13 protein-coding genes are annotated in these 18,430 nt (G+C 72.0%); 10 read left to right on the top strand and 3 right to left on the bottom strand.

From position 1 onward, the window contains the following. Nucleotides 1–5: 5 nt before the first annotated feature. A complete protein-coding gene (locus AAW14_RS17095; protein WP_265564706.1) occupies nucleotides 6–4,154 on the bottom strand; it encodes a HAMP domain-containing protein in 4,149 nt (1,382 codons plus the stop codon). Nucleotides 4,155–4,256: 102 nt separating this feature from the next. Between AAW14_RS17095 and AAW14_RS17090 the strand changes: the two genes are divergently transcribed. Both AAW14_RS17090 and hemW read left to right on the top strand, forming a co-directional pair. Beyond that, complete coding sequence (locus AAW14_RS17090) at nucleotides 4,257–6,191, top strand: SpoIIE family protein phosphatase (protein WP_265564705.1); 1,935 nt, start codon at nucleotides 4,257–4,259, stop codon at nucleotides 6,189–6,191. 79 nt (nucleotides 6,192–6,270) lie between these two features. After that, nucleotides 6,271–7,503, top strand: a complete 1,233-nt coding sequence (hemW, locus tag AAW14_RS17085; protein WP_265564704.1) for a radical SAM family heme chaperone HemW — start codon at nucleotides 6,271–6,273, stop codon at nucleotides 7,501–7,503. 123 nt (nucleotides 7,504–7,626) lie between these two features. Here hemW and AAW14_RS17080 read toward each other — a convergent pair whose 3' ends face one another. Continuing rightward, nucleotides 7,627–8,436 carry a DUF3097 domain-containing protein gene (locus AAW14_RS17080; protein WP_265564703.1) on the bottom strand — a complete coding sequence of 270 codons (810 nt, stop codon included), beginning with the start codon at nucleotides 8,434–8,436 and terminating at the stop codon, nucleotides 7,627–7,629. Between the two features lie 46 nt (nucleotides 8,437–8,482). Then, entirely contained in the window at nucleotides 8,483–9,217 is a 735-nt protein-coding gene (locus AAW14_RS17075; protein ID WP_265564702.1) for an MBL fold metallo-hydrolase, read from the bottom strand. 196 nt (nucleotides 9,218–9,413) lie between these two features. On the opposite strand from AAW14_RS17075, the gene hrcA reads away from it, so the two are divergent. The 8 genes from hrcA (at nucleotide 9,414) to AAW14_RS17035 (ending at nucleotide 18,429) form a co-directional block, all read left to right on the top strand. Further along, a complete protein-coding gene (gene hrcA, locus AAW14_RS17070) occupies nucleotides 9,414–10,430 on the top strand; it encodes a heat-inducible transcriptional repressor HrcA (RefSeq protein WP_265564701.1) in 1,017 nt (338 codons plus the stop codon). Beyond that, a complete protein-coding gene (gene dnaJ, locus AAW14_RS17065) occupies nucleotides 10,431–11,567 on the top strand; it encodes a molecular chaperone DnaJ (protein ID WP_265564700.1) in 1,137 nt (378 codons plus the stop codon). Between the two features lie 172 nt (nucleotides 11,568–11,739). Continuing rightward, complete coding sequence (locus AAW14_RS17060; RefSeq protein WP_265564699.1) at nucleotides 11,740–12,816, top strand: nitronate monooxygenase; 1,077 nt, start codon at nucleotides 11,740–11,742, stop codon at nucleotides 12,814–12,816. Beyond that, nucleotides 12,813–13,553: a 16S rRNA (uracil(1498)-N(3))-methyltransferase gene (locus AAW14_RS17055; RefSeq protein WP_265564698.1), complete on the top strand. Its 741-nt coding sequence runs from the start codon at nucleotides 12,813–12,815 to the stop codon at nucleotides 13,551–13,553. The genes AAW14_RS17060 and AAW14_RS17055 overlap by 4 nt, the downstream gene beginning before the upstream one ends. Before the next feature lie 15 nt (nucleotides 13,554–13,568). Beyond that, nucleotides 13,569–13,961 carry a VOC family protein gene (locus tag AAW14_RS17050; RefSeq protein WP_265564697.1) on the top strand — a complete coding sequence of 131 codons (393 nt, stop codon included), beginning with the start codon at nucleotides 13,569–13,571 and terminating at the stop codon, nucleotides 13,959–13,961. Nucleotides 13,962–14,052: 91 nt separating this feature from the next. Beyond that, complete coding sequence (locus AAW14_RS17045) at nucleotides 14,053–14,619, top strand: hypothetical protein (RefSeq protein ID WP_265564696.1); 567 nt, start codon at nucleotides 14,053–14,055, stop codon at nucleotides 14,617–14,619. Nucleotides 14,620–14,689: 70 nt separating this feature from the next. Beyond that, entirely contained in the window at nucleotides 14,690–17,938 is a 3,249-nt protein-coding gene (locus AAW14_RS17040; RefSeq protein WP_265564695.1) for a S41 family peptidase, read from the top strand. A 137-nt stretch (nucleotides 17,939–18,075) separates the two neighbouring features. Further along, nucleotides 18,076–18,429 carry a histidine triad nucleotide-binding protein gene (locus AAW14_RS17035; RefSeq protein ID WP_265564694.1) on the top strand — a complete coding sequence of 118 codons (354 nt, stop codon included), beginning with the start codon at nucleotides 18,076–18,078 and terminating at the stop codon, nucleotides 18,427–18,429. Nucleotide 18,430 lies beyond the last annotated feature (1 nt).

Raw genomic sequence — 18,430 nt, 5'->3', positions numbered from 1 at the left:
GTGCCTCACTCGGTGGTCGGCTCGGCGGCGGGCTCCGCCGGTGCCGTTGTCGCCTCGGGACCGGTGCCGGTCGCGTCCTGGTCCGTGCCGGCCGCTCTGCTGTCCGGGTCCAGGAGGGCACAGACGACGGTCAGCAGCCGGTCGACGTCCACCGGCTTCGGTACGTAGTCGTTGGCGCCCCGGGCGATGGACTTCTCACGGTCCCCCGGCATCGCCTTCGCGGTCAGCGCGACGATGGGCAGGCCCGCCCAGCGGGGCGTGCGGCGGATCGCGGAGATCGTCTCGTAGCCGTCCATCTCCGGCATCATGATGTCCATCAGGACGAGTTCGACGTCCGGATTGCGCTCCAGCGACTCGATGCCCTCGCGGCCGTTCTCCGCGTACAGGACGGGCATCCCCACCCGGCCCAGGACATGGGTGAGCGCGAAGACGTTGCGGATGTCGTCGTCGACGATCAGTACCCGCCGGCCGGGCAGCACCCGGCCGGCCCGCCCCGCCTTCCACGCCTCCAGCTTGGTCGGCGTGGGCCATGCATCGTCGGCGTCGTGCCCGGTCAAGGGCTCGGTGGACATCTGGTGGGGCACCGGCGCCGGACGGTCCCGCGGCGTCGGTCCGGTCGCCGCGTGCCCGGGGCTGACCACGGGCACGTACAGCGTGAACGTGGACCCCATGCCGGGCGCGCTCTCCGCGACGATCTTCCCGCCCAGTAGCCCTGCGATCTCCCGGCTGATGGACAGGCCGAGGCCGGTGCCGCCGTACTTGCGGCTGGTGGTGCCGTCGGCCTGCTGGAACGCCTCGAAGATCACTGGGAGTTTCTCGGGCGCGATGCCGATGCCCGTGTCGGACACGGCGAACGCGACCACGTCGTCGCTGTCCCGGACGTAGGGGTGTTCGGGGTCCTTCAACCGGCTCACCCGCAGCTCCACGCGCCCCCTCGCCGTGAACTTGATCGCGTTGGAGAGCAGGTTGCGCAGGATCTGCTGCAGTCGCTGCTCGTCCGAGTACATCTCGCGCGGTACGTCCTCGCCGACCTTCACCTCGAAGGCGAGCCCGCGGTCGAGGGTGAGCGGGCGGAAGGTGGCGTGGACGTAGTCGAGCAGCTTTATCAGCGGCAGCCTCTTGGGGCGTACATCCATCCGGCCGGCCTCGATCTTCGACAGGTCCAGGATGTCGTTGATCAGCTGTAACAGGTCGGAGCCCGAGCGGTGGATCGTCGTCGCGAACTGCACCTCCTGTTCGGAGAGGTGGCCGTCCGGGTTGTCGGAGAGCAGGCGGGCCAGGATCAGCAGGGAGTTCAGCGGGGTGCGCAGCTCGTGCGACATGTTCGCCAGGAACTCCGACTTGTACTGCGAGCTGGTCGCGAGAAGCGCTGCCTTCTCCTCCAGCTCGGCGTTCGAGCGCTGCAACTCCGCCTGCTGCTTCTGGAGTTCGTCCGAGCGCTCCTGGAGCTGCATCGCCAGCCGCTGGGACTCGCCGAGCAGCGACTCCGTACGGGAGTTGGCGATGATCGTGTTGATCGCGACGCCGATGGTGTTCACGAACTGGTCGAAGAACGCCAGGTGGACGTCGGAGAAGCGGGAGAACGACGCCAGCTCGATGACGCCGAGCAGTTTGTCCTCGAAGAGGATCGGGATGATGACGACGCTGGCCGGCGCCGCCTCGCCCAGCCCGCTGCTGATCTTGATGTAGTCCGGCGGGGCCTCCTCGATGAGGATCCGCTTCTTCTCGAGGGCCGCCTGGCGGACCAGCCCGGGGACCGGGAGGCCGCCGGTCTCGACGGTCGCCTCCTGCGCCGAGCCGTACCCGGCGATGAACGCGAGCCCCTTCGCGGGCGCGGTGGTGCGCACCCGGGCGCCGTCCTCGTCCGGGTCGGCCAGGTAGAACGCTCCGTACTGCGCGTTCACCAGCGGCGTCAGCTCGCGCAGGATCAGATCGGCGACCTCCATCAGATCCCGGTGGCCCTGCATCAACGCGGCGAGCCGGGCCAGGTTGGACTCCAGCCAGTCCTTCGCGCGGGTCGTCTCCCGGAGGTTGGCCACCATCAGGTTGATGTTGTCCTTCAGTTCGGCGACCTCCCCGCGTGTCGCCACCGTGATCGAGCGGGACATGTCGCCCTGGGCCACGGCGGAGGCCACCTCGGCGATAGCACGGACCTGGGTGGTGAGGTTCGAGGCCAGCTCGTTCACGTTCGTCGTCAGGCGCTTCCAGGTGCCGTAGACGCCCTCGACCCGCGCCTGGCCGCCCAGTTGGCCCTCGCTGCCCACCTCCCGGGCCACCCGTGTGACCTCGGAGGAGAAGGAGGAGAGGGTGTCGACCATCGTGTTGATGGTGATCTTGAGCTCCAGGATCTCGCCGCGGGCGTCCACGTCGATCTTCCTCGACAGGTCGCCCTGGGCCACCGCCGTCGCGACCTGGGCGATGTTGCGGACCTGTGAGGTCAGGTTGTCCGCCATGGAGTTGACGTTGTCCGTCAGGTCCCGCCAGACGCCGGAGGCGCCAAGCACCTGGGCCCGGCCGCCGAGCCGGCCGTCGGTGCCGACCTCGCGGGCCACGCGGGTGACCTCGTCGGCGAAGGCCCTCAGCTGCTCCACCATCGTGTTGACGGTGTCCTTGAGCTCGAGGATCTCGCCGCGGGCGTCGACGCTGATCGTCTTGGACAGGTCCCCGTTCGCGACGGCGGTCGTCACCTGGGCGATGTTGCGGACCTGCGAGGTCAGGTTGAGCGCCATGAAGTTGACGTTGTCGGTGAGGTCCTTCCAGACGCCCGACACGCCTCGCACCTGCGCCTGGCCGCCGAGGTTCCCGTCGGTGCCGACCTCGCGGGCGACGCGGGTGACCTCGTCGGCGAAGGCGGAGAGCTGGTCGACCATCGTGTTGATGGTCGACTTCAGCTCCAGGATCTCGCCCTTCGCCTCAACCGTGATCTTCTTGCCGAGGTCGCCCTGGGCCACGGCCGTGGAGACCTGGGCGATGTTGCGGACCTGGGACGTCAGGTTGTCCGCCATGAAGTTGACGTTGTCGGTGAGGTCCTTCCAGACCCCGCTGACGCCCCGCACCTGGGCACGTCCGCCCAGGTTTCCCTCGGTGCCGACCTCGCGGGCGACGCGGGTGACCTCGTCGGCGAAGGCGGAGAGCTGGTCGACCATCGTGTTGATCGTGGACTTCAGTTCCAGGATCTCGCCCTTCGCCTCAACCGTGATCTTCTGGCTGAGGTCGCCGTTGGCCACGGCGGTGGTGACCTGGGCGATGTTGCGGACCTGGGACGTCAGGTTCGAGGCCATGAAGTTGACGTTGTCGGTGAGGTCCTTCCAGACCCCGCTGACGCCCCGCACCTGGGCACGTCCGCCCAGGTTTCCCTCGGTGCCGACCTCGCGGGCGACACGGGTGACCTCGTCGGCGAAGGCGGAGAGCTGGTCCACCATCGTGTTCACGGTGAGCTTCAGCTCGAGCAGCTCCCCGGTCGCCTCGACCGTGACCGTACGGGTCAGGTCCCCGCGCGCCACCGCCGTCGTCACCAGGGCGATGTCCCGCACCTGTGCCGTCAGCCGCGCGGCCATCGTGTTGACCGCCTCGGTCACGTCCCGCCAACTGCCCGACAGGCCCTGCACCTTGGCCCGGCCGCCGAGCCGCCCCTCCGTGCCGACCTCGCGCGCGACCCGCGTCACCTCGCCGGTGAACCGGGACAGCTGGTCGACCATCGTGTTCACCGCGCGGCCGAGGCGCCGCAGGTCGCCGCGTAACTGACGGCTGCCGTCATGCAGATCGACCCGCTGGGTCAGATCGCCGCCGGCCACCGCGTCCAGCACACGCGTCGCGTTGGCCGCCGGAGCCACGAGGGCGTCCAGCACCTGGTTGACGTCGTTGACCCGGGAGCTCCAGGCGCCCTGGCCGGGGCTCGCCGAGACCCGCTCGTCCAGGCGGCCGTGCCGAACCAACTCCCGCTTGACGCGCTGGAGTTCCATGTTGAAGTGCGCACTGCGGCTCATGATCTGGTTGAACACGGCGCTCAGTTCGGCCACCACGCCATGGCCTGTCTCCGGCACCCTCGTGAAGTCGCCGTCCCGGGCGGCGGTCATCGCGGCGAGCAGGGGACGCAGATCCGATGCTCGAATCTGTCCGTCTTCGGCCATTTCTGTAGCGCTGTTCTCACTCATGGTGGCCCACTTCGGTAACTCGGTGCTTATGGGCGGGGCCAGTCTGTCACTCTGTCCGCATCGTCAGAGGCGTATTCGTCCGATCTGCTCGGGGAGCTGTCCATGGGGGCCATTCCCACGCAACGGGAGACCATCTCCCGTGCCCCTGGTACGCCCGCGCACGACGGTGCGGGCCCGCGCACGGTGCGTACGACGCTGCCCGGCGGCCCGCTCGCGCCCGGTGCCGCCCGCCGGTTCGTGCGCGCCGCCCTCACCGAGTGGGCCCGGTCCGCCGGGCCCGACACCTTCACCGAGCGGCTGGCCGACGACGCCCTGGTCGTTGTCAGCGAACTCGTCACCAACGCCGTGGTGCACGCGGGCACGGACGTCGAGGTGGTCTGCCGCCTCGAGGGCGCAGAGGACGAGCCGACCGGCCTCGTCGTCGAGGTCTCCGACCACCACCCCTCGCGCGCCGTCCGGGGCGACGGCGCCGAACGCCCCTACGGCATACCCGAGTACGGGCGTGGCCTGCGGCTCGTCGCCACGCTCTCCACCGCCTGGGGGATCACCTACCGCACCGGTGCCAAGACCGTCTGGGCGCTGCTGCCCCTCGACGGCGCACTCGCCGCCGGGGAGGGCGCCGAGGCGTACGACGACGACAGCGCCTTGGAACGCGGGCTGAGCGCCGCCGAGATACTCGGGCCCGAACTCTCCGTCTTCGCCGACGCCGGACGCCCCGTGTATGACCGCGACTGGCGGGGCCGCGGCGCCCTCTCCTTCCTCGCCGAGGCCTCCGACCTGCTCGCCGGTCAGCTCGACGAGGACCTGGTCGCCGCGCTCACCGGACAGCTCCTGGTGCCGCGGCTCGCCGACTGGTGCGCGGTGTGGCTGGAGGACGAGGCGACCGGCTGGCACGGGCCCGAGACGGCGGTCGCCGCCGGGCCGAGGCTCGCCCGCGTCTGGCACGGCAGCGAGAACCGCATCGAGGAACTGCGCCGGGCCCTGGAGAAGGACCCGCCCCGGCTGCCCGATTCCGTGCGCTCCCGGGCGGTGCCCGTGCCCTGGCCCGGTGAAGCGCTGGGCCCGCGCGGAGCGACCGGGGCGGCACTTGCGTACCGGCTGATCGCCGGAGGTCGGCCGCTCGGGACGCTCGTCATCGGACGGGCGGGGTTACTGCGCTTCCCCGACGAGGTCACCGGGCTCGTCGAGGACCTCAGCCGCCGGGTGGCGCTCGCCATCGGGGCGGCGCGGCAGTACGCGCGCCAGGCCACCATCAGCCGGGTGCTGCAGCGCGGGCTGCTGCCCGGGGCGGTCGCCGAGATCCCCGGGGTGCGCAGCGCGCTCGTGTACGAGCCGTGCGACAAGGGCGGACCGAGCGGCGACTTCTACGACATCTTCCCGGCCGGCGACGGACGGTGGTGCTTCGCGCTGGGCGACGTGCAGGGCAAGGGCCCAGAGGCGGCGGTGGTGATCGGTCTCGCCCGGCCCTGGCTGCGGCTGCTGGCCCGCGAGGGCTACGCGGTCCCCGACGTCCTGGACCGCCTCAACCAGCTCCTACTCGACGACGCGACCGAGGCCTCGGACGCCGCGGCGCGGGCGCTGGTCGCGGCGGGCACACCGGTGCCGGTCGCTGACGACGGGCCCCACGCCCGCTTCCTCTCCCTCCTCTACGGCGAGCTGGTCCCCTTCGAGTCAGGGGTGCGCTGCACGCTCGCCGCGGCCGGGCATCCGCTGCCCCTGCTGCTGGGCCCGGACGGCGACGTGCGGGCCATGGCGCAGCCGCAGACCCTCCTCGGGGTCGTCGAGGACGTGATGTACACGTCCCAGACCTTCGATCTGCACCCGGCAGACACGCTTCTGTGCGTCACGGACGGGGTGACCGAGCGGCGCAGCGGGTCGCGCCAGTTCGACGACGGGGACGGGCTCGCGGCCGCGCTCGCCGGCTGCGCCGGGCTGAGCGCACAGCTGATCGCGGAAAGGATCAGCATGCTGGTGCACGAGTTCGGGGGGAAGCCGCCGGACGACGATCTGGCCCTGCTGGTGCTGCAGGCGGAGTGACGCCCCGTACGCGAACGGGCACGCCCGCCGTTCCGGCACACCAAAACGGGCACTCCCGCCGTGCTGGACAATGGAGGACATGCCTTCCGCACTCCCCGACGGCGAGCCCGTCCCCGACGACGGGACGCTGCCCGCGCACGCCCTGGCCGGGGCCGCCGAGCGCCCCCTCGGGTTCTACCTGCATGTGCCGTACTGCGCGACGCGCTGCGGCTACTGCGACTTCAACACGTACACGGCGACGGAGCTGCGCGGCACGGGCGGGGTGCTGGCGTCCCGCGACAACTACGCGGAGACGCTGGTCGAGGAGATCCGGCTGGCCCGCAAGGTGCTGGGCGACGATCCGCGCCGGGTGCGAACGGTCTTCGTCGGGGGCGGCACACCGACGCTGCTGGCCGCCGACGACCTCGTACGGATGCTGCGCGCGGTCCGCGACGAGTTCGGTCTCTCGGACGACGCCGAAGTGACCACGGAGGCGAACCCGGAGTCGGTCGACCCGGTGTATCTCGCGGCCCTCCGCGCGGGCGGCTTCAACCGGATCTCCTTCGGCATGCAGAGCGCACGCCCCCACGTTCTGAAGATCCTCGACCGCACCCACACCCCGGGCCGCCCCGAGGCGTGCGTGGCCGAGGCGCGCGCCGCGGGCTTCGAGCACGTCAACCTGGACCTGATCTACGGCACACCGGGGGAGTCGGACGACGACTGGCGGGCGTCGCTGGACGCGGCGCTGGGCGCTGGCCCCGACCACATCTCCGCGTACGCGCTGATCGTGGAGGAGGGCACGCAGCTGGCCCGGCGCATCCGCCGCGGCGAGATGCCGATGACGGACGACGACGCGCACGCGGACCGCTACCTGATCGCGGACGAGGTGCTCGGGGCGGCGGGCTACGACTGGTACGAGGTCTCGAACTGGGCCACGTCGGCCGCCGGCCGCTGCCTCCACAACGAGCTGTACTGGCGCGGTGCCGACTGGTGGGGCGCGGGCCCCGGGGCACACAGCCATGTGGGCGGGGTGCGCTGGTGGAATGTCAAGCACCCGGGGGCGTACGCGGCGGCGCTGACGGCGGGGCGGTCACCGGGAGCGGGCCGGGAGGTCCTGACGGAGGAGGACCGCCGGGTCGAGCGCATCCTGCTGGAGCTGCGGCTGCGGGAGGGCGTGCCGCTGTCGCTGCTGCGGGAGGCGGGGCTCGCGGCTTCGCGCCGGGCGCGGGAGGAGGGCCTGCTGGAGGGCGGGCCGTACGAGGAGGGGCGCGCGGTGCTGACGTTGCGGGGGCGGCTGCTGGCGGATGCGGTGGTGCGGGACCTGGTGGACTGATCACCGCGGCGAGTGAATCGGTGCGGAGCGCCGATTCGGTCCCCAACCTGGTTCGTACGCTGCTGCCGTAATCATGTTTCGGCGTCGAACTGGACACCAGCGAATTCGGAACCCTCCCCGGCGTCAGGCCCCACCGCTGGCCGTGACGAAGTCGATCAACTCCTCCACCCTGCCCAGCAACTCCGGCTCCAGGTCCTTGTAGGAGCGCACCCGGGACAGGATCCGCTGCCACGCCTCACCCGTGTTCTCCGGCCAGCCCAGCGCCCGGCACACCCCTTTCTTCCAGTCCTGACCGTGCGGAACGCGCGGCCACTGAGCGATGCCGACCGACGACGGCTTCACCGCCTCCCAGATGTCGATGTACGGGTGGCCCACCACCAGGGCGTGCTCACTCGTCACGGACTCCGCGATGCGCCACTCCTTGGTGCCGGGGACCAGGTGGTCCACCAGGACGCCCAGGCGCGCGTCGGGACCTGGGGAGAAGGCCGAGACGATCGACGGCAGGTCGTCGACGCCCTCCAGGTACTCCACCACCACGCCCTCGATGCGCAGGTCGTCGCCCCACACCTGCTCGATCAGTTCCGCGTCGTGGCGGCCCTCCACGTAAATCCGGCCCGCCCGGGCCACCCGGGCGCGGGCGCCGGGGACGGCCACCGAGCCGGAGGCCGTGCGGGCCGGACGAGTCGACGCCTTCGACGGGCGGACCAGCGTCACCGCCCGACCCTCCAGCAGGAAGCCCCGCGGCTCCAGGGGAAACACACGGTGCATGCCGAGGCGGTCCTCCAGCGTCACCGTGCCCGCCTCGCACCGGATCACCGCGCCGCAGAAGCCGGTGCCCGGCTCCTCGACCACCAGACCGGGCTCCGCCGGTACCTCCGGCACGGGCTTCGGCTTCTTCCACGGCGGGGTCAGGTCCGGCGAGTACTGGCGCATTCGGATGACGATAGGAGAAGCCCGGCGCGGACGGGCGTACCAGGGCCTACGACACGCCGAAACGGGACGCCAGTTCGGCCCGCTGGGACCGGACGAACTCCGCGTCCACCACTGCGCCGTGCCCCGGTACGTACAGCGCGTCCTCTCCGCCCAGCGCGAGCAGCCGGTCCAGGGCCGCCGGCCACTGCGAGGGGACCGCGTCCGGTCCCGCCTGGGGCTCGCCGGACTCCTCCACCAGGTCTCCGCAGAACACCGTCTCCCGCTCCCCGGGGACGAGAACCACCAGGTCATGGGCCGTGTGGCCCGGGCCCACGTTCGCCAGCAGCACCGTCACCCCGCCCAGGTCCAGCGTCCACTCGCCCGAGACCTGGTGGCGCGGGCGGACCAGCACGTCCGCGGCCTCGGACGCCGCGGCCGGGTCCAGGCCGTTGCGTACCGCGTCCGTGAACAGTTCGTCGCGCTCGTAGGCGAACACCGCGTCCACCCCCACCGCCGCGAACACCTCCACACCCGAGAACGCCGCGGCGCCGAGGACATGGTCGAAGTGGGGGTGCGTGAGCGCGAGATGCGTCACACGCCGTTCCGCGCCCAGGGGCGCCAGCAACTGCCGGGCCCGGGCGCGCAGCCGTGCTCCCTCGGCCAGGCTCGAGCCCGCGTCGACCATGAGGGCCCCACGCTCGCCCACGACCAGTCCGGCCGTGCAGTCCCAGACCGGGAGCCGGATCCGCCCGGCCCTCGGACCGAGCGCCTCCCACCCGGCCTCGTCCCACCGCACCGTCATGAGGCGACGCTACCCGCAGGCGCCCGACCGGGCAGGACACCCCGGGACAGGTCGGTACACGTCGGTACGGCGGCGGGCGCCTCCCTTGCCGGGGGCGTACCCGACCGCCGTACACTGGGGCGGGGATGCTGGCACTCGCATGCGCAGAGTGCCAGGGGAAGCGCCAACGGGACGTCGATCGCTGGAGGTGTGCGCGATGCTCAGTGAACGCAGGCTCGAAGTGCTGCGCGCCATCGTCCAGGACTACGTCGGCACCGAGGAGCCGGTGGGCTCCAAGGCGCTCACCGAGCGGCACAACCTCGGTGTCTCCCCGGCCACCGTCCGCAACGACATGGCCGCGCTGGAGGAGGAGGGCTACATCGCCCAGCCGCACACCAGCGCCGGACGCATCCCCACGGACAAGGGCTACCGCCTCTTCGTCGACAAGCTCGCGGGCGTCAAGCCGATGACCGCACCCGAGCGCCGCGCGATCCAGAACTTCCTGGAGGGCGCCGTCGACCTCGACGACGTGGTGGCGCGTACGGTACGGCTGCTCGCGCAGCTCACCCGTCAGGTCGCCGTCGTGCAGTACCCGTCGCTGACACGCTCGACCGTGCGGCACGTGGAGCTGCTGTCGATGGCGCCCGCGCGCCTGATGCTCGTGCTGATCACGGACACCGGCCGGGTCGAACAGCGGATGATCGACTGCCCGGCGCCGTTCGGAGAAACGTCTCTCGCGGATCTGCGTGCCCGGCTCAACAGCCGAGTCGCCGGCCGCCGCTTCGCGGACGTTCCGCAGCTCGTGCAGGACCTGCCCGAAGCCTTCGAGGCGGAGGACCGGGGTGCGGTTTCCACCGTGCTCTCCACCCTTCTGGAGACGCTCGTGGAGGAGACCGAGGAGCGGCTGATGATCGGCGGAACCGCCAATCTCACCCGTTTCGCGCATGATTTCCCTCTCAGCATCCGCCCCGTCCTGGAGGCGCTTGAGGAGCAGGTCGTGCTCCTCAAGCTGCTGGGTGAGGCGAAGGATCCGGCCATGCGGGTGCGTATCGGCCATGAGAACGCCTATGAGGGACTCAACTCCACTTCCATCGTCTCCGTCGGCTACGGTTCGGGCGGCGAGGCAGTGGCCAAACTCGGCGTGGTCGGACCGACCCGCATGGATTACCCGGGAACGATGGGAGCGGTACGAGCGGTGGCACGGTACGTCGGACAGATCCTGGCGGAGTCGTAAGTGGCCACGGACTACTACGCCGTCCTCGGCGTGCGCCGCGACGCGTCGCAGGAAGAGATCAAGAAGGCGTTCCGCAGGCTCGCCCGCGAGCTGCACCCGGACGTCAATCCCGATCCCAAGACGCAGGAGCGGTTCAAGGAGATCAACGCGGCGTACGAGGTGCTCTCGGACCCGCAGAAGAAGCAGGTCTACGACCTCGGCGGCGACCCGCTGTCCCAGGCGGGCGGTGCCGGCGCGGGCGGCTTCGGCGCGGGCGGCTTCGGGAACTTCTCCGACATCATGGACGCGTTCTTCGGTACGGCGTCGCAGCGCGGTCCGCGCTCGCGCACCCGCCGGGGGCAGGACGCCATGATCCGGCTGGAGGTCGAGCTCGACGAGGCGGCCTTCGGCACGACGAAGGACATCCAGGTCGACACGGCCATCGTCTGCAACACCTGCAACGGCGAGGGCGCGGCGCCCGGGACCTCCGCGCAGACCTGTGACATGTGCCGCGGCCGTGGTGAGGTCTCGCAGGTCACGCGGTCCTTCCTGGGTCAGGTCATGACCTCCCGGCCGTGTCCGCAGTGCCAGGGCTTCGGCACGATCGTCCCCAACCCGTGCCCGGAGTGCGCGGGCGACGGACGCGTGCGCTCCCGCAGGACGCTCACGGTCAAGATTCCCGCCGGTGTCGACAACGGCACCCGGATCCAGCTCGCCGGCGAGGGCGAGGTCGGCCCCGGCGGCGGTCCCGCCGGCGACCTGTACGTCGAGATCCACGAGCTGCCGCATTCGACCTTCCAGCGTCGCGGCGACGATCTGCACTGCACGGTCACCATCCCGATGACGGCGGCGGCCCTCGGCACGAAGGTCCCGCTGGAGACGCTGGACGGCCTGGAGGAGGTCGACATCCGTCCCGGTACGCAGTCCGGGCAGTCGATCCCGCTGCACAACCGCGGTGTCACACATCTGCGTGGTGGCGGCCGCGGCGACCTCGTCGTCCACGTCGAGGTGCAGACCCCGACGAAGCTGGAACCGGAGCAGGAGCGGCTGCTGCGCGAGCTGGCGAAGCTGCGGGGCGAAGAGCGGCCGCAGGGGCAGTTCCAGCCGGGGCAGCAGGGATTGTTCTCGCGGCTGAAGGATGCGTTCAACGGGCGGTGACGTTTTGTTGGGCACCCGGCGTTGGCGAGGCGTCCGGCGTCGCACGAAGTTGGCTGAAAGTCGACGGTCGCCGGTGCCCGCCCACCGCCTCTGACCCGCCGCCCATTCCCCCGGCCTATGCCGGCGGAAGGCCGGATTCGGACTTGTTCGGAGGACGTGACAACATGCGGTCATGTCCTCCGCGCTGACCGATCTTCTCCGTCATCCGATCGTGCAGGCCCCCATGGCGGGTGGCGTCTCCGTGCCCCAGCTCGCCGCCGCCGTGTCCGAGGCCGGCGGTCTGGGATTCCTCGCCGCCGGCTACAAGACCGCCGACGGTATGTACCAGGAGATCAAGCAGCTCCGCGGGCTCACGGCTGCCCCCTTCGGCGTGAACCTGTTCCTGCCGCAGCCCGAGTATGCCGACCCCGCCGCCGTCGAGGTCTACGCCAGCCAGCTCGCAGGTGAGGCCGCCTGGTACGAGACCGAGCTCGGCGACCCCGAGAGCGGCCGGGACGACGGCTACGACGCCAAGCTGGCCGTCCTCCTCGACAACCCGGTGCCGGTGGTCTCCTTCCACTTCGGGGTCCCCGCCCCGGACGTACTGGACTCCCTGCGTCGCGCGGGCACCTTCACCCTGGCCGCCGCGACCACCGCCGAGGAGGCCCTCGCCGTACAGGACGCGGGGGCCGACGCAGTGATCGTGCAGGGCGTCGAGGCCGGCGGCCACCAGGGCACCCACCGCGACATCGCCGAGAACGACGGCGCCGGCATAGGCCTGCTCTCCCTGGTCGCCCAGGTCCGCGAGGCCGTACGGATCCCCGTCGTGGCGGCCGGAGGCCTGATGCGCGGCAGCCAGATCGCCGCGGCGCTCGCGGCGGGCGCGAGCGCCGCACAGCTCGGCACCGCGTTCCTCGCGACGCCCGAGTCCGGCGCGAACCGAGTGCACAAGCAGGCCCTGACCGACCCCCGGTTCGTCCGGACCGAGCTGACCCGCGCGTTCTCCGGGCGCCCGGCGCGCGGTCTGGTCAACCGGTTCATGCGGGAGCACGGTCCCTACGCGCCCGCCGCCTACCCCGAGATCCACCACCTCACCTCGCCGCTGCGCAAGGCGGCCGCCAAGGCCGGTGACGCGCAGGGCATGGCGCTGTGGGCCGGGCAGGGCCACCGTCTGGCCCGTGAACTGCCCGCCGGGCAACTGGTGGAGGTGCTGGCGGCGGAACTCCGGGCGGCCACGACAGGGTTGTCGACGGGAGGTGCCGGGCGATGACGGCTCCCGTGTTCTTCGTCGACCAACTCAAGGGAATCGGGGCGGAGTTCGTGCTCGACGGCCCCGAGGGGCGGCACGCCGTCTCGGTGAAGCGGCTGCGGCCCGGCGAGGACGTGGTCCTCACGGACGGGCGCGGACGGTGGACCGAGGGAGTGGTGAAGGCCGCCGAGGGCAAGGACCGCCTGGTGGTGACGGACCTGGAGTCCCTCCAGGAGGAGCCCGAGGGATCCCCGCGCATCACCGTCGTCCAGGCCCTGCCCAAGGGGGACCGGGGCGAGCTGGCGGTGGAGACCATGACCGAGGTGGGCGTCGACGCGATCGTGCCGTGGGCGGCCTCCCGGTGCATCACCCAGTGGAAGGGCGACCGCGGGCTGAAGGCGCTCGGCAAGTGGCGGGCCACCGCCCGCGAGGCGGGAAAGCAGTCCCGCCGGGTGCGCTTCCCGGAGGTCGCGGACGCGGCCTCCACCAAGCAGGTTGCCGCACTTCTCGCCAAAGCCGATTTCGCCGCGGTCCTCCACGAGAGCGGCGACGAGCCCCTGGCGAGGGCCGAACTCCCCGCCGAGGGTGAGATCGTGCTGGTCGTCGGGCCCGAAGGGGGCGTCGCGCCCGAGGAGTTGGCGGCGTTCCAGGTCGCGGGTGCGAGGGCGTTCCGGCTGGGGCGTACGGTCCTGCGTACATCGACCGCCGGTACCGCGGCGACGGCGCTGCTGCTCGGCCGCACGGGCCGCTGGTCCTGACCCAAGGGGGACACCATGGAACTCGCCCAAGTGCGGCTGCTGGTCTCGGACTTCGCCGCGTGCTACAGGTTCTACGCCGAGGTCCTCGGCCTCAAGCCCCAGTCGGGGGCGGTGGACGGCCCGTACGAGAAGTTCAGCCCCTCCACCGGCTCGGCGGGCATCGCGCTGCAGGACCGGGAGATGATGGCCCAGGTCCTGGGCGAACTGGGCGACGAGGCGACCGGCCACCGTTCGCTGGTCGTGCTGCGCGTGGACGACCTGGACGCGTACTGCGACGGAATCACCTCCCGGGGCGCGACCCTGCTGCACGGCCCGGCCCCCATGACCGACCGTATGCGCGTCGCCCATCTCAAGGACCCCGAGGGCAACCTGGTGGAACTCCAGGAGTGGCTGCTGCTGCGCGGCTGAGGCCGCCGTGTTCCGTGCGACCTGACCGGCGTGTGAGCCATGGCCGTATGCGCTCTACCGCCGTGGCCGGGTCAGTGGCACGCTGCCCTCCATGGGGGCATTGAGGCGGATTTGGCGGCGGCCGAAGGGGCCGCGGCTCGCGGCGGTGACCGGGCTCGTGACGGTCGCCGTGGGTGGAGCGGTGGCGTGCCAGCCCGGTGACCTGAGTTCCGTGTCGGCGGCGTACACCACCGACCAGACCGCGACCAGGGAGCTGGAACGGCAGCATGTGAACGTGCGCTGGCTCAGCTGCACCGGCAGTTACGGCAACGGCGGCACGACCGCCGCGTCCGTACGGACGCCCGCGCCGACCGAGACCACCGTCGTCACCGTCGACTGCCGGGGACAGACGAGCGACGGCAAGGACATCACCGTGAAGGGCAGGGTCACCCGGGCCGTCGACGGCAAGTGCGTCCGCGGAGACCTCAGGGCCACCGTGGGCGGCAAGGAACTCTTCCACGTCAGCGGCCTGGGCAACTGCGACGCCGGTACACCGGCCGGTACACCGCCCGCCACCTACCGGCCGATCACTCCCTGGCAGCCCGGGCCCACCGTCACCGTGACCAAGACCATCTGGTGCCAGGGCGACCCCACCTGCTGGCCGGTCCAGGGCAAGTGACAGGCGCACGGTGCCGGGGCAAGTGGGGAAACCCCTGCCGGAGAGGGCACTCGCTGCTTAGGGTGATCCGGTGACTCGGTCCGCATCGCCCGCGTATCTCCGCTTCCCGCATGTGCACGACGAGTTGGTCGCCTTCACCGCCGAGGACGACGTCTGGGTCGCCCCGCTCGACGGCGGCCGCGCCTGGCGGGTCAGCGCCGACGGCGTCCCGGTGAACCACCCCCGTATCTCCCCGGACGGCACGACCGTCGCCTGGACCTCCACCCGCGACGGCGCACCCGAGGTGCACATCGCCCCGATCGACGGCGGACCTGCCAAGCGCCTGACGTACTGGGGAAGTTCGAGGACCCAGGTGCGCGGCTGGACCCCGGGGGGCCACGTGCTCGCCCTGAGCGCGGCCGGCCAGGCCTCGCTGCGCCGCACCTGGGCGCACGCCGTGCCGCTCGACGGCGGACCGGCCACCAGGCTGCCCCACGGGCCGGTCGGCGAGGTCGCGTACGGTCCGCGCACGGTGCTGCTGTCCGCGTCGATGGGCCGGGAGGCCGCCTGGTGGAAGCGGTACCGGGGCGGCACCGCGGGGAAGCTGTGGATCGACCGGGAGGGCGAGGGGGAGTTCGTACGGCTCCACGAGGACCTCGACGGCAACATCGAGTACCCGGTGTGGGTGACGACGGGGGGCACTTCCGGCCGGGCAGAGCCCGGACCTCGGGCGAGGATCGCCTTCCTCGCCGACCACGAGGGCGTCGGCGCGTTGTACTCGTCGCTCGCCGACGGGTCGGACCTGCGCCGGCACACACCCCTCGGGGGAGGCTTCTACGCCCGGCACGCGGCCACCGACGGCACCCGGGTCGTGTACTGCTCCGCCGGTGAACTGTGGCTCCTCGACGACCTCGACGGCGCCGAGCCCCGGCGGCTCGGCATCCGGCTCGGCGGGCAGCGCGTCGGCCTCCAGCCGCACCCGGTGAGCGCGGCCCGCTGGTTCGGGGCCGCCTCGCCCGACCACACCGGGCGGGGCAGCGCGGTCTCCGTGCGCGGCGCCGTGCACTGGGTCACCCACCGCTCGGGTCCGGCCCGCGCGCTCGCCGCCGAGCAGGGCATCCGCGCGCGGCAGCCGCACACCTTCCGTGTGGACGGCGAGGAGTGGGTGGTGTGGGTGACGGACGCGGAGGGCGACGACGCACTGGAGTTCGCGCCCGCCACTGGCCTCGCGCCCGGCGCCAGCCCCCGCAGGCTGGCGGCCGGGCGGATCGGCCGGGTGCTCGGGCTCGCGCTGGCGCCCGACGGCAGCAGGGTCGCGGTCGCCGCGCACGACGGGCGGGTGCTGCTCGTCGAGCGTGACAGCGGCGAGGTGCGCGAGGTCGACCGCAGCGCGGACGGCGAGGTCGGCGGGCTGGTCTTCTCGCCGGACTCGGCATGGCTGGCCTGGTCCCACCCCGGCCCCCGCCCGCTGCGCCAGCTCAAGCTCGCCAACACGGCCGATCTGTCGGTGATCGAGGCGACACCGCTCCGCTTCCGGGACTACGCGCCCGCGTTCACGCTGGACGGGAAGCACCTGGCCTTCCTCTCGGCGCGCTCCTTCGACCCCGTCTACGACGAGCACGTCTTCGACCTGGCTTTCGTGGGCGGCTCACGGCCGCATCTGATCACGCTGGCCGCGACCACTCCGTCGCCCTTCGGCCCGCAGCGGCACGGCCGTCCCCTCGAGACGCCCGACAAGGACGAGACGCCCGACAGCGAGGGCACGCCCACGACCCGGATCGACCTGGAGGGCCTCGCCGACCGGATCGTGCCCTTCCCGGTCGAGGCCGCGCGCTACTCCGGGCTGCGTGCTGCCAAGGACGGGGTGCTGTGGCTGCGGCATCCGGTGCGCGGTGTGCTCGGCACGTCGCGCGCCACGCCCGACGACCCCGAGCCGAGGACCGAGCTGGAGCGGTACGACCTCGTCCAGCAGCGTGTCGAGCACCTCGCCGCGGACGCCGACCACTTCGCGGTCAGCGGCGACGGCAAGCGGGTGCTGCTGTGGACCGACGGCAAGCTCAAGGTCGTACCGAGCGACCGGCGCGCCCCGGGCGACGACGACAGCGGCGCGAACATCACCGTCGACCTGTCGCGCATACGGCAGACCGTCGACCCCGCGGCCGAATGGCGGCAGATGTACGACGAGACCGGACGCCTCATGCGGGACAACTTCTGGCGGCCGGACCTGGGCGGGGTCGACTGGGAGGCCGTCCTTGACCGGTACCGGCCCGTTCTCGGGCGTGTCGCCACCCACGACGACCTCACGGACCTCCTGTGGGAGGTGCAGGGCGAGCTGGGCACCTCGCACGCGTACGTTGCGCCGCCCGGGCGCGGACCGGGCGCCGACCGGGGGCAGGGGCTGCTCGGGGCCGACATCTCCCGGGACGCGGACGGGAACTGGCGCATCGACCGGGTGCTCCCCTCGGAGACCTCCGACCCCGACGCGCACGCGCCGCTGGCCGCGCCCGGCGTCGCCGTACGGGCCGGGGACGCGATCGTCGCGGTCGGCGGCCGGCCGGTGGACCCGGTGACCGGGCCCGGGCCGCTGCTGGTCGGGACGGCGGGCAAACCGGTGGAGCTGACGGTCCTGCCCGCGGGCGGCGGCGACCCGCGGCACGCCGTCGTGATCCCGATCGCGGACGAGGGGCCGCTGCGGTACCACGCGTGGGTGGCCGGTCGGCGGGCCCATGTGCACGAGCGGTCCGGCGGGCGGCTCGGGTACCTGCACGTGCCGGACATGGTGGGCTCGGGGTGGGCACAGCTCCACCGCGACCTGAGGGTCGAACTCGCCCGGGAAGGACTGGTCGTGGACGTCCGTGAGAACCGGGGCGGGCACACCTCCCAGCTGGTCGTGGAGAAGCTGACGCGGCGCATCGTGGGATGGGAGGCGCCGCGCGGGCAGCGGCCCTACAGCTACCCCGAGGATGCGCCGCGCGGGCCCGTCGTCGCCGTCGCCGACGAATTCTCCGGGTCGGACGGGGACATCGTCACCGCGGCGGTCAAGGCGCTCGGGATCGGGCCGGTGGTGGGGACGCGGACCTGGGGCGGGGTCGTCGGCATCGACAGCACATACCGCCTGGTCGACGGGACGCTGGTGACGCAGCCGAAGTACGCGATCTGGCTGGAGGGGCCGGGGTGGGGCGTCGAGAACCACGGCGTCGATCCCGATGTGGCGGTCGTACAGGCGCCGCAGGATCACGCGGCCGGGCGTGACGTGCAGCTGGACGAGGCGATCCGGCTGGCCCTGGCGGCGCTGGAGGAACACCCGGCGAAGCGGCCCCCGGAGCTGCCGTCCCGGTGACGCGACCTCACCGCCCGCCTTCGAGGCCTGCGATGGGGGAAGGGCACGGCTTCCCCTCCCGAAGGGGGTGGGTGCCCGCCGGGTCCGGGCCGATAGCATGCCGTCGTCGTGATCAGTCGGTGTGAGGAGACACGCACATGGCGGGAGAACCGCAGGACGACTGCCTGTTCTGCAAGATCATCGCGGGACACATCCCGGCGACGATCATCCGGGAGACCGATACCACCGTCGCCTTCCAGGACATCAACCCCCAGGCCCCGACCCATGTGCTGGTCATTCCCCGGGTCCATCACAGGGACGTCGCCGCCCTTGCCGCCGCCGAACCGGCCATCGCCGCCGACGTGCTCCGCGAGGCCGGAGAGGTCGCCGCGGAGCACAAGCTGGAGAGCTACCGCGTGGTGTTCAACACCGGCAGCGGCGCCGGCCAGACCGTGTTCCACGCGCACGCCCACGTCCTTGGCGGCCGCGGCCTGCAGTGGCCCCCCGGGTAAG

The organism is Streptomyces hygroscopicus (genome assembly GCF_026168105.1).
GTDB lineage: Bacteria > Actinomycetota > Actinomycetes > Streptomycetales > Streptomycetaceae > Streptomyces > Streptomyces hygroscopicus_D.
This window is presented reverse-complemented; position numbering and strand designations above follow the sequence as displayed.

Bases quoted from the DNA above. Each gene is read 5' to 3' on its own strand.
- AAW14_RS17095 (WP_265564706.1), bottom strand. From the start codon at position 4,154: ATGAGTGAGAACAGCGCTACAGAAATGGCCGAAGACGGACAGATTCGA.
- AAW14_RS17090 (WP_265564705.1), top strand. From the start codon at position 4,257: ATGGGGGCCATTCCCACGCAACGGGAGACCATCTCCCGTGCCCCTGGT.
- hemW (WP_265564704.1), top strand. From the start codon at position 6,271: ATGCCTTCCGCACTCCCCGACGGCGAGCCCGTCCCCGACGACGGGACG.
- AAW14_RS17080 (WP_265564703.1), bottom strand. From the start codon at position 8,436: ATGCGCCAGTACTCGCCGGACCTGACCCCGCCGTGGAAGAAGCCGAAG.
- AAW14_RS17075 (WP_265564702.1), bottom strand. From the start codon at position 9,217: ATGACGGTGCGGTGGGACGAGGCCGGGTGGGAGGCGCTCGGTCCGAGG.
- hrcA (WP_265564701.1), top strand. From the start codon at position 9,414: ATGCTCAGTGAACGCAGGCTCGAAGTGCTGCGCGCCATCGTCCAGGAC.
- AAW14_RS17060 (WP_265564699.1), top strand. From the start codon at position 11,740: ATGTCCTCCGCGCTGACCGATCTTCTCCGTCATCCGATCGTGCAGGCC.
- AAW14_RS17055 (WP_265564698.1), top strand. From the start codon at position 12,813: ATGACGGCTCCCGTGTTCTTCGTCGACCAACTCAAGGGAATCGGGGCG.
- AAW14_RS17050 (WP_265564697.1), top strand. From the start codon at position 13,569: ATGGAACTCGCCCAAGTGCGGCTGCTGGTCTCGGACTTCGCCGCGTGC.
- AAW14_RS17045 (WP_265564696.1), top strand. From the start codon at position 14,053: ATGGGGGCATTGAGGCGGATTTGGCGGCGGCCGAAGGGGCCGCGGCTC.
- AAW14_RS17035 (WP_265564694.1), top strand. From the start codon at position 18,076: ATGGCGGGAGAACCGCAGGACGACTGCCTGTTCTGCAAGATCATCGCG.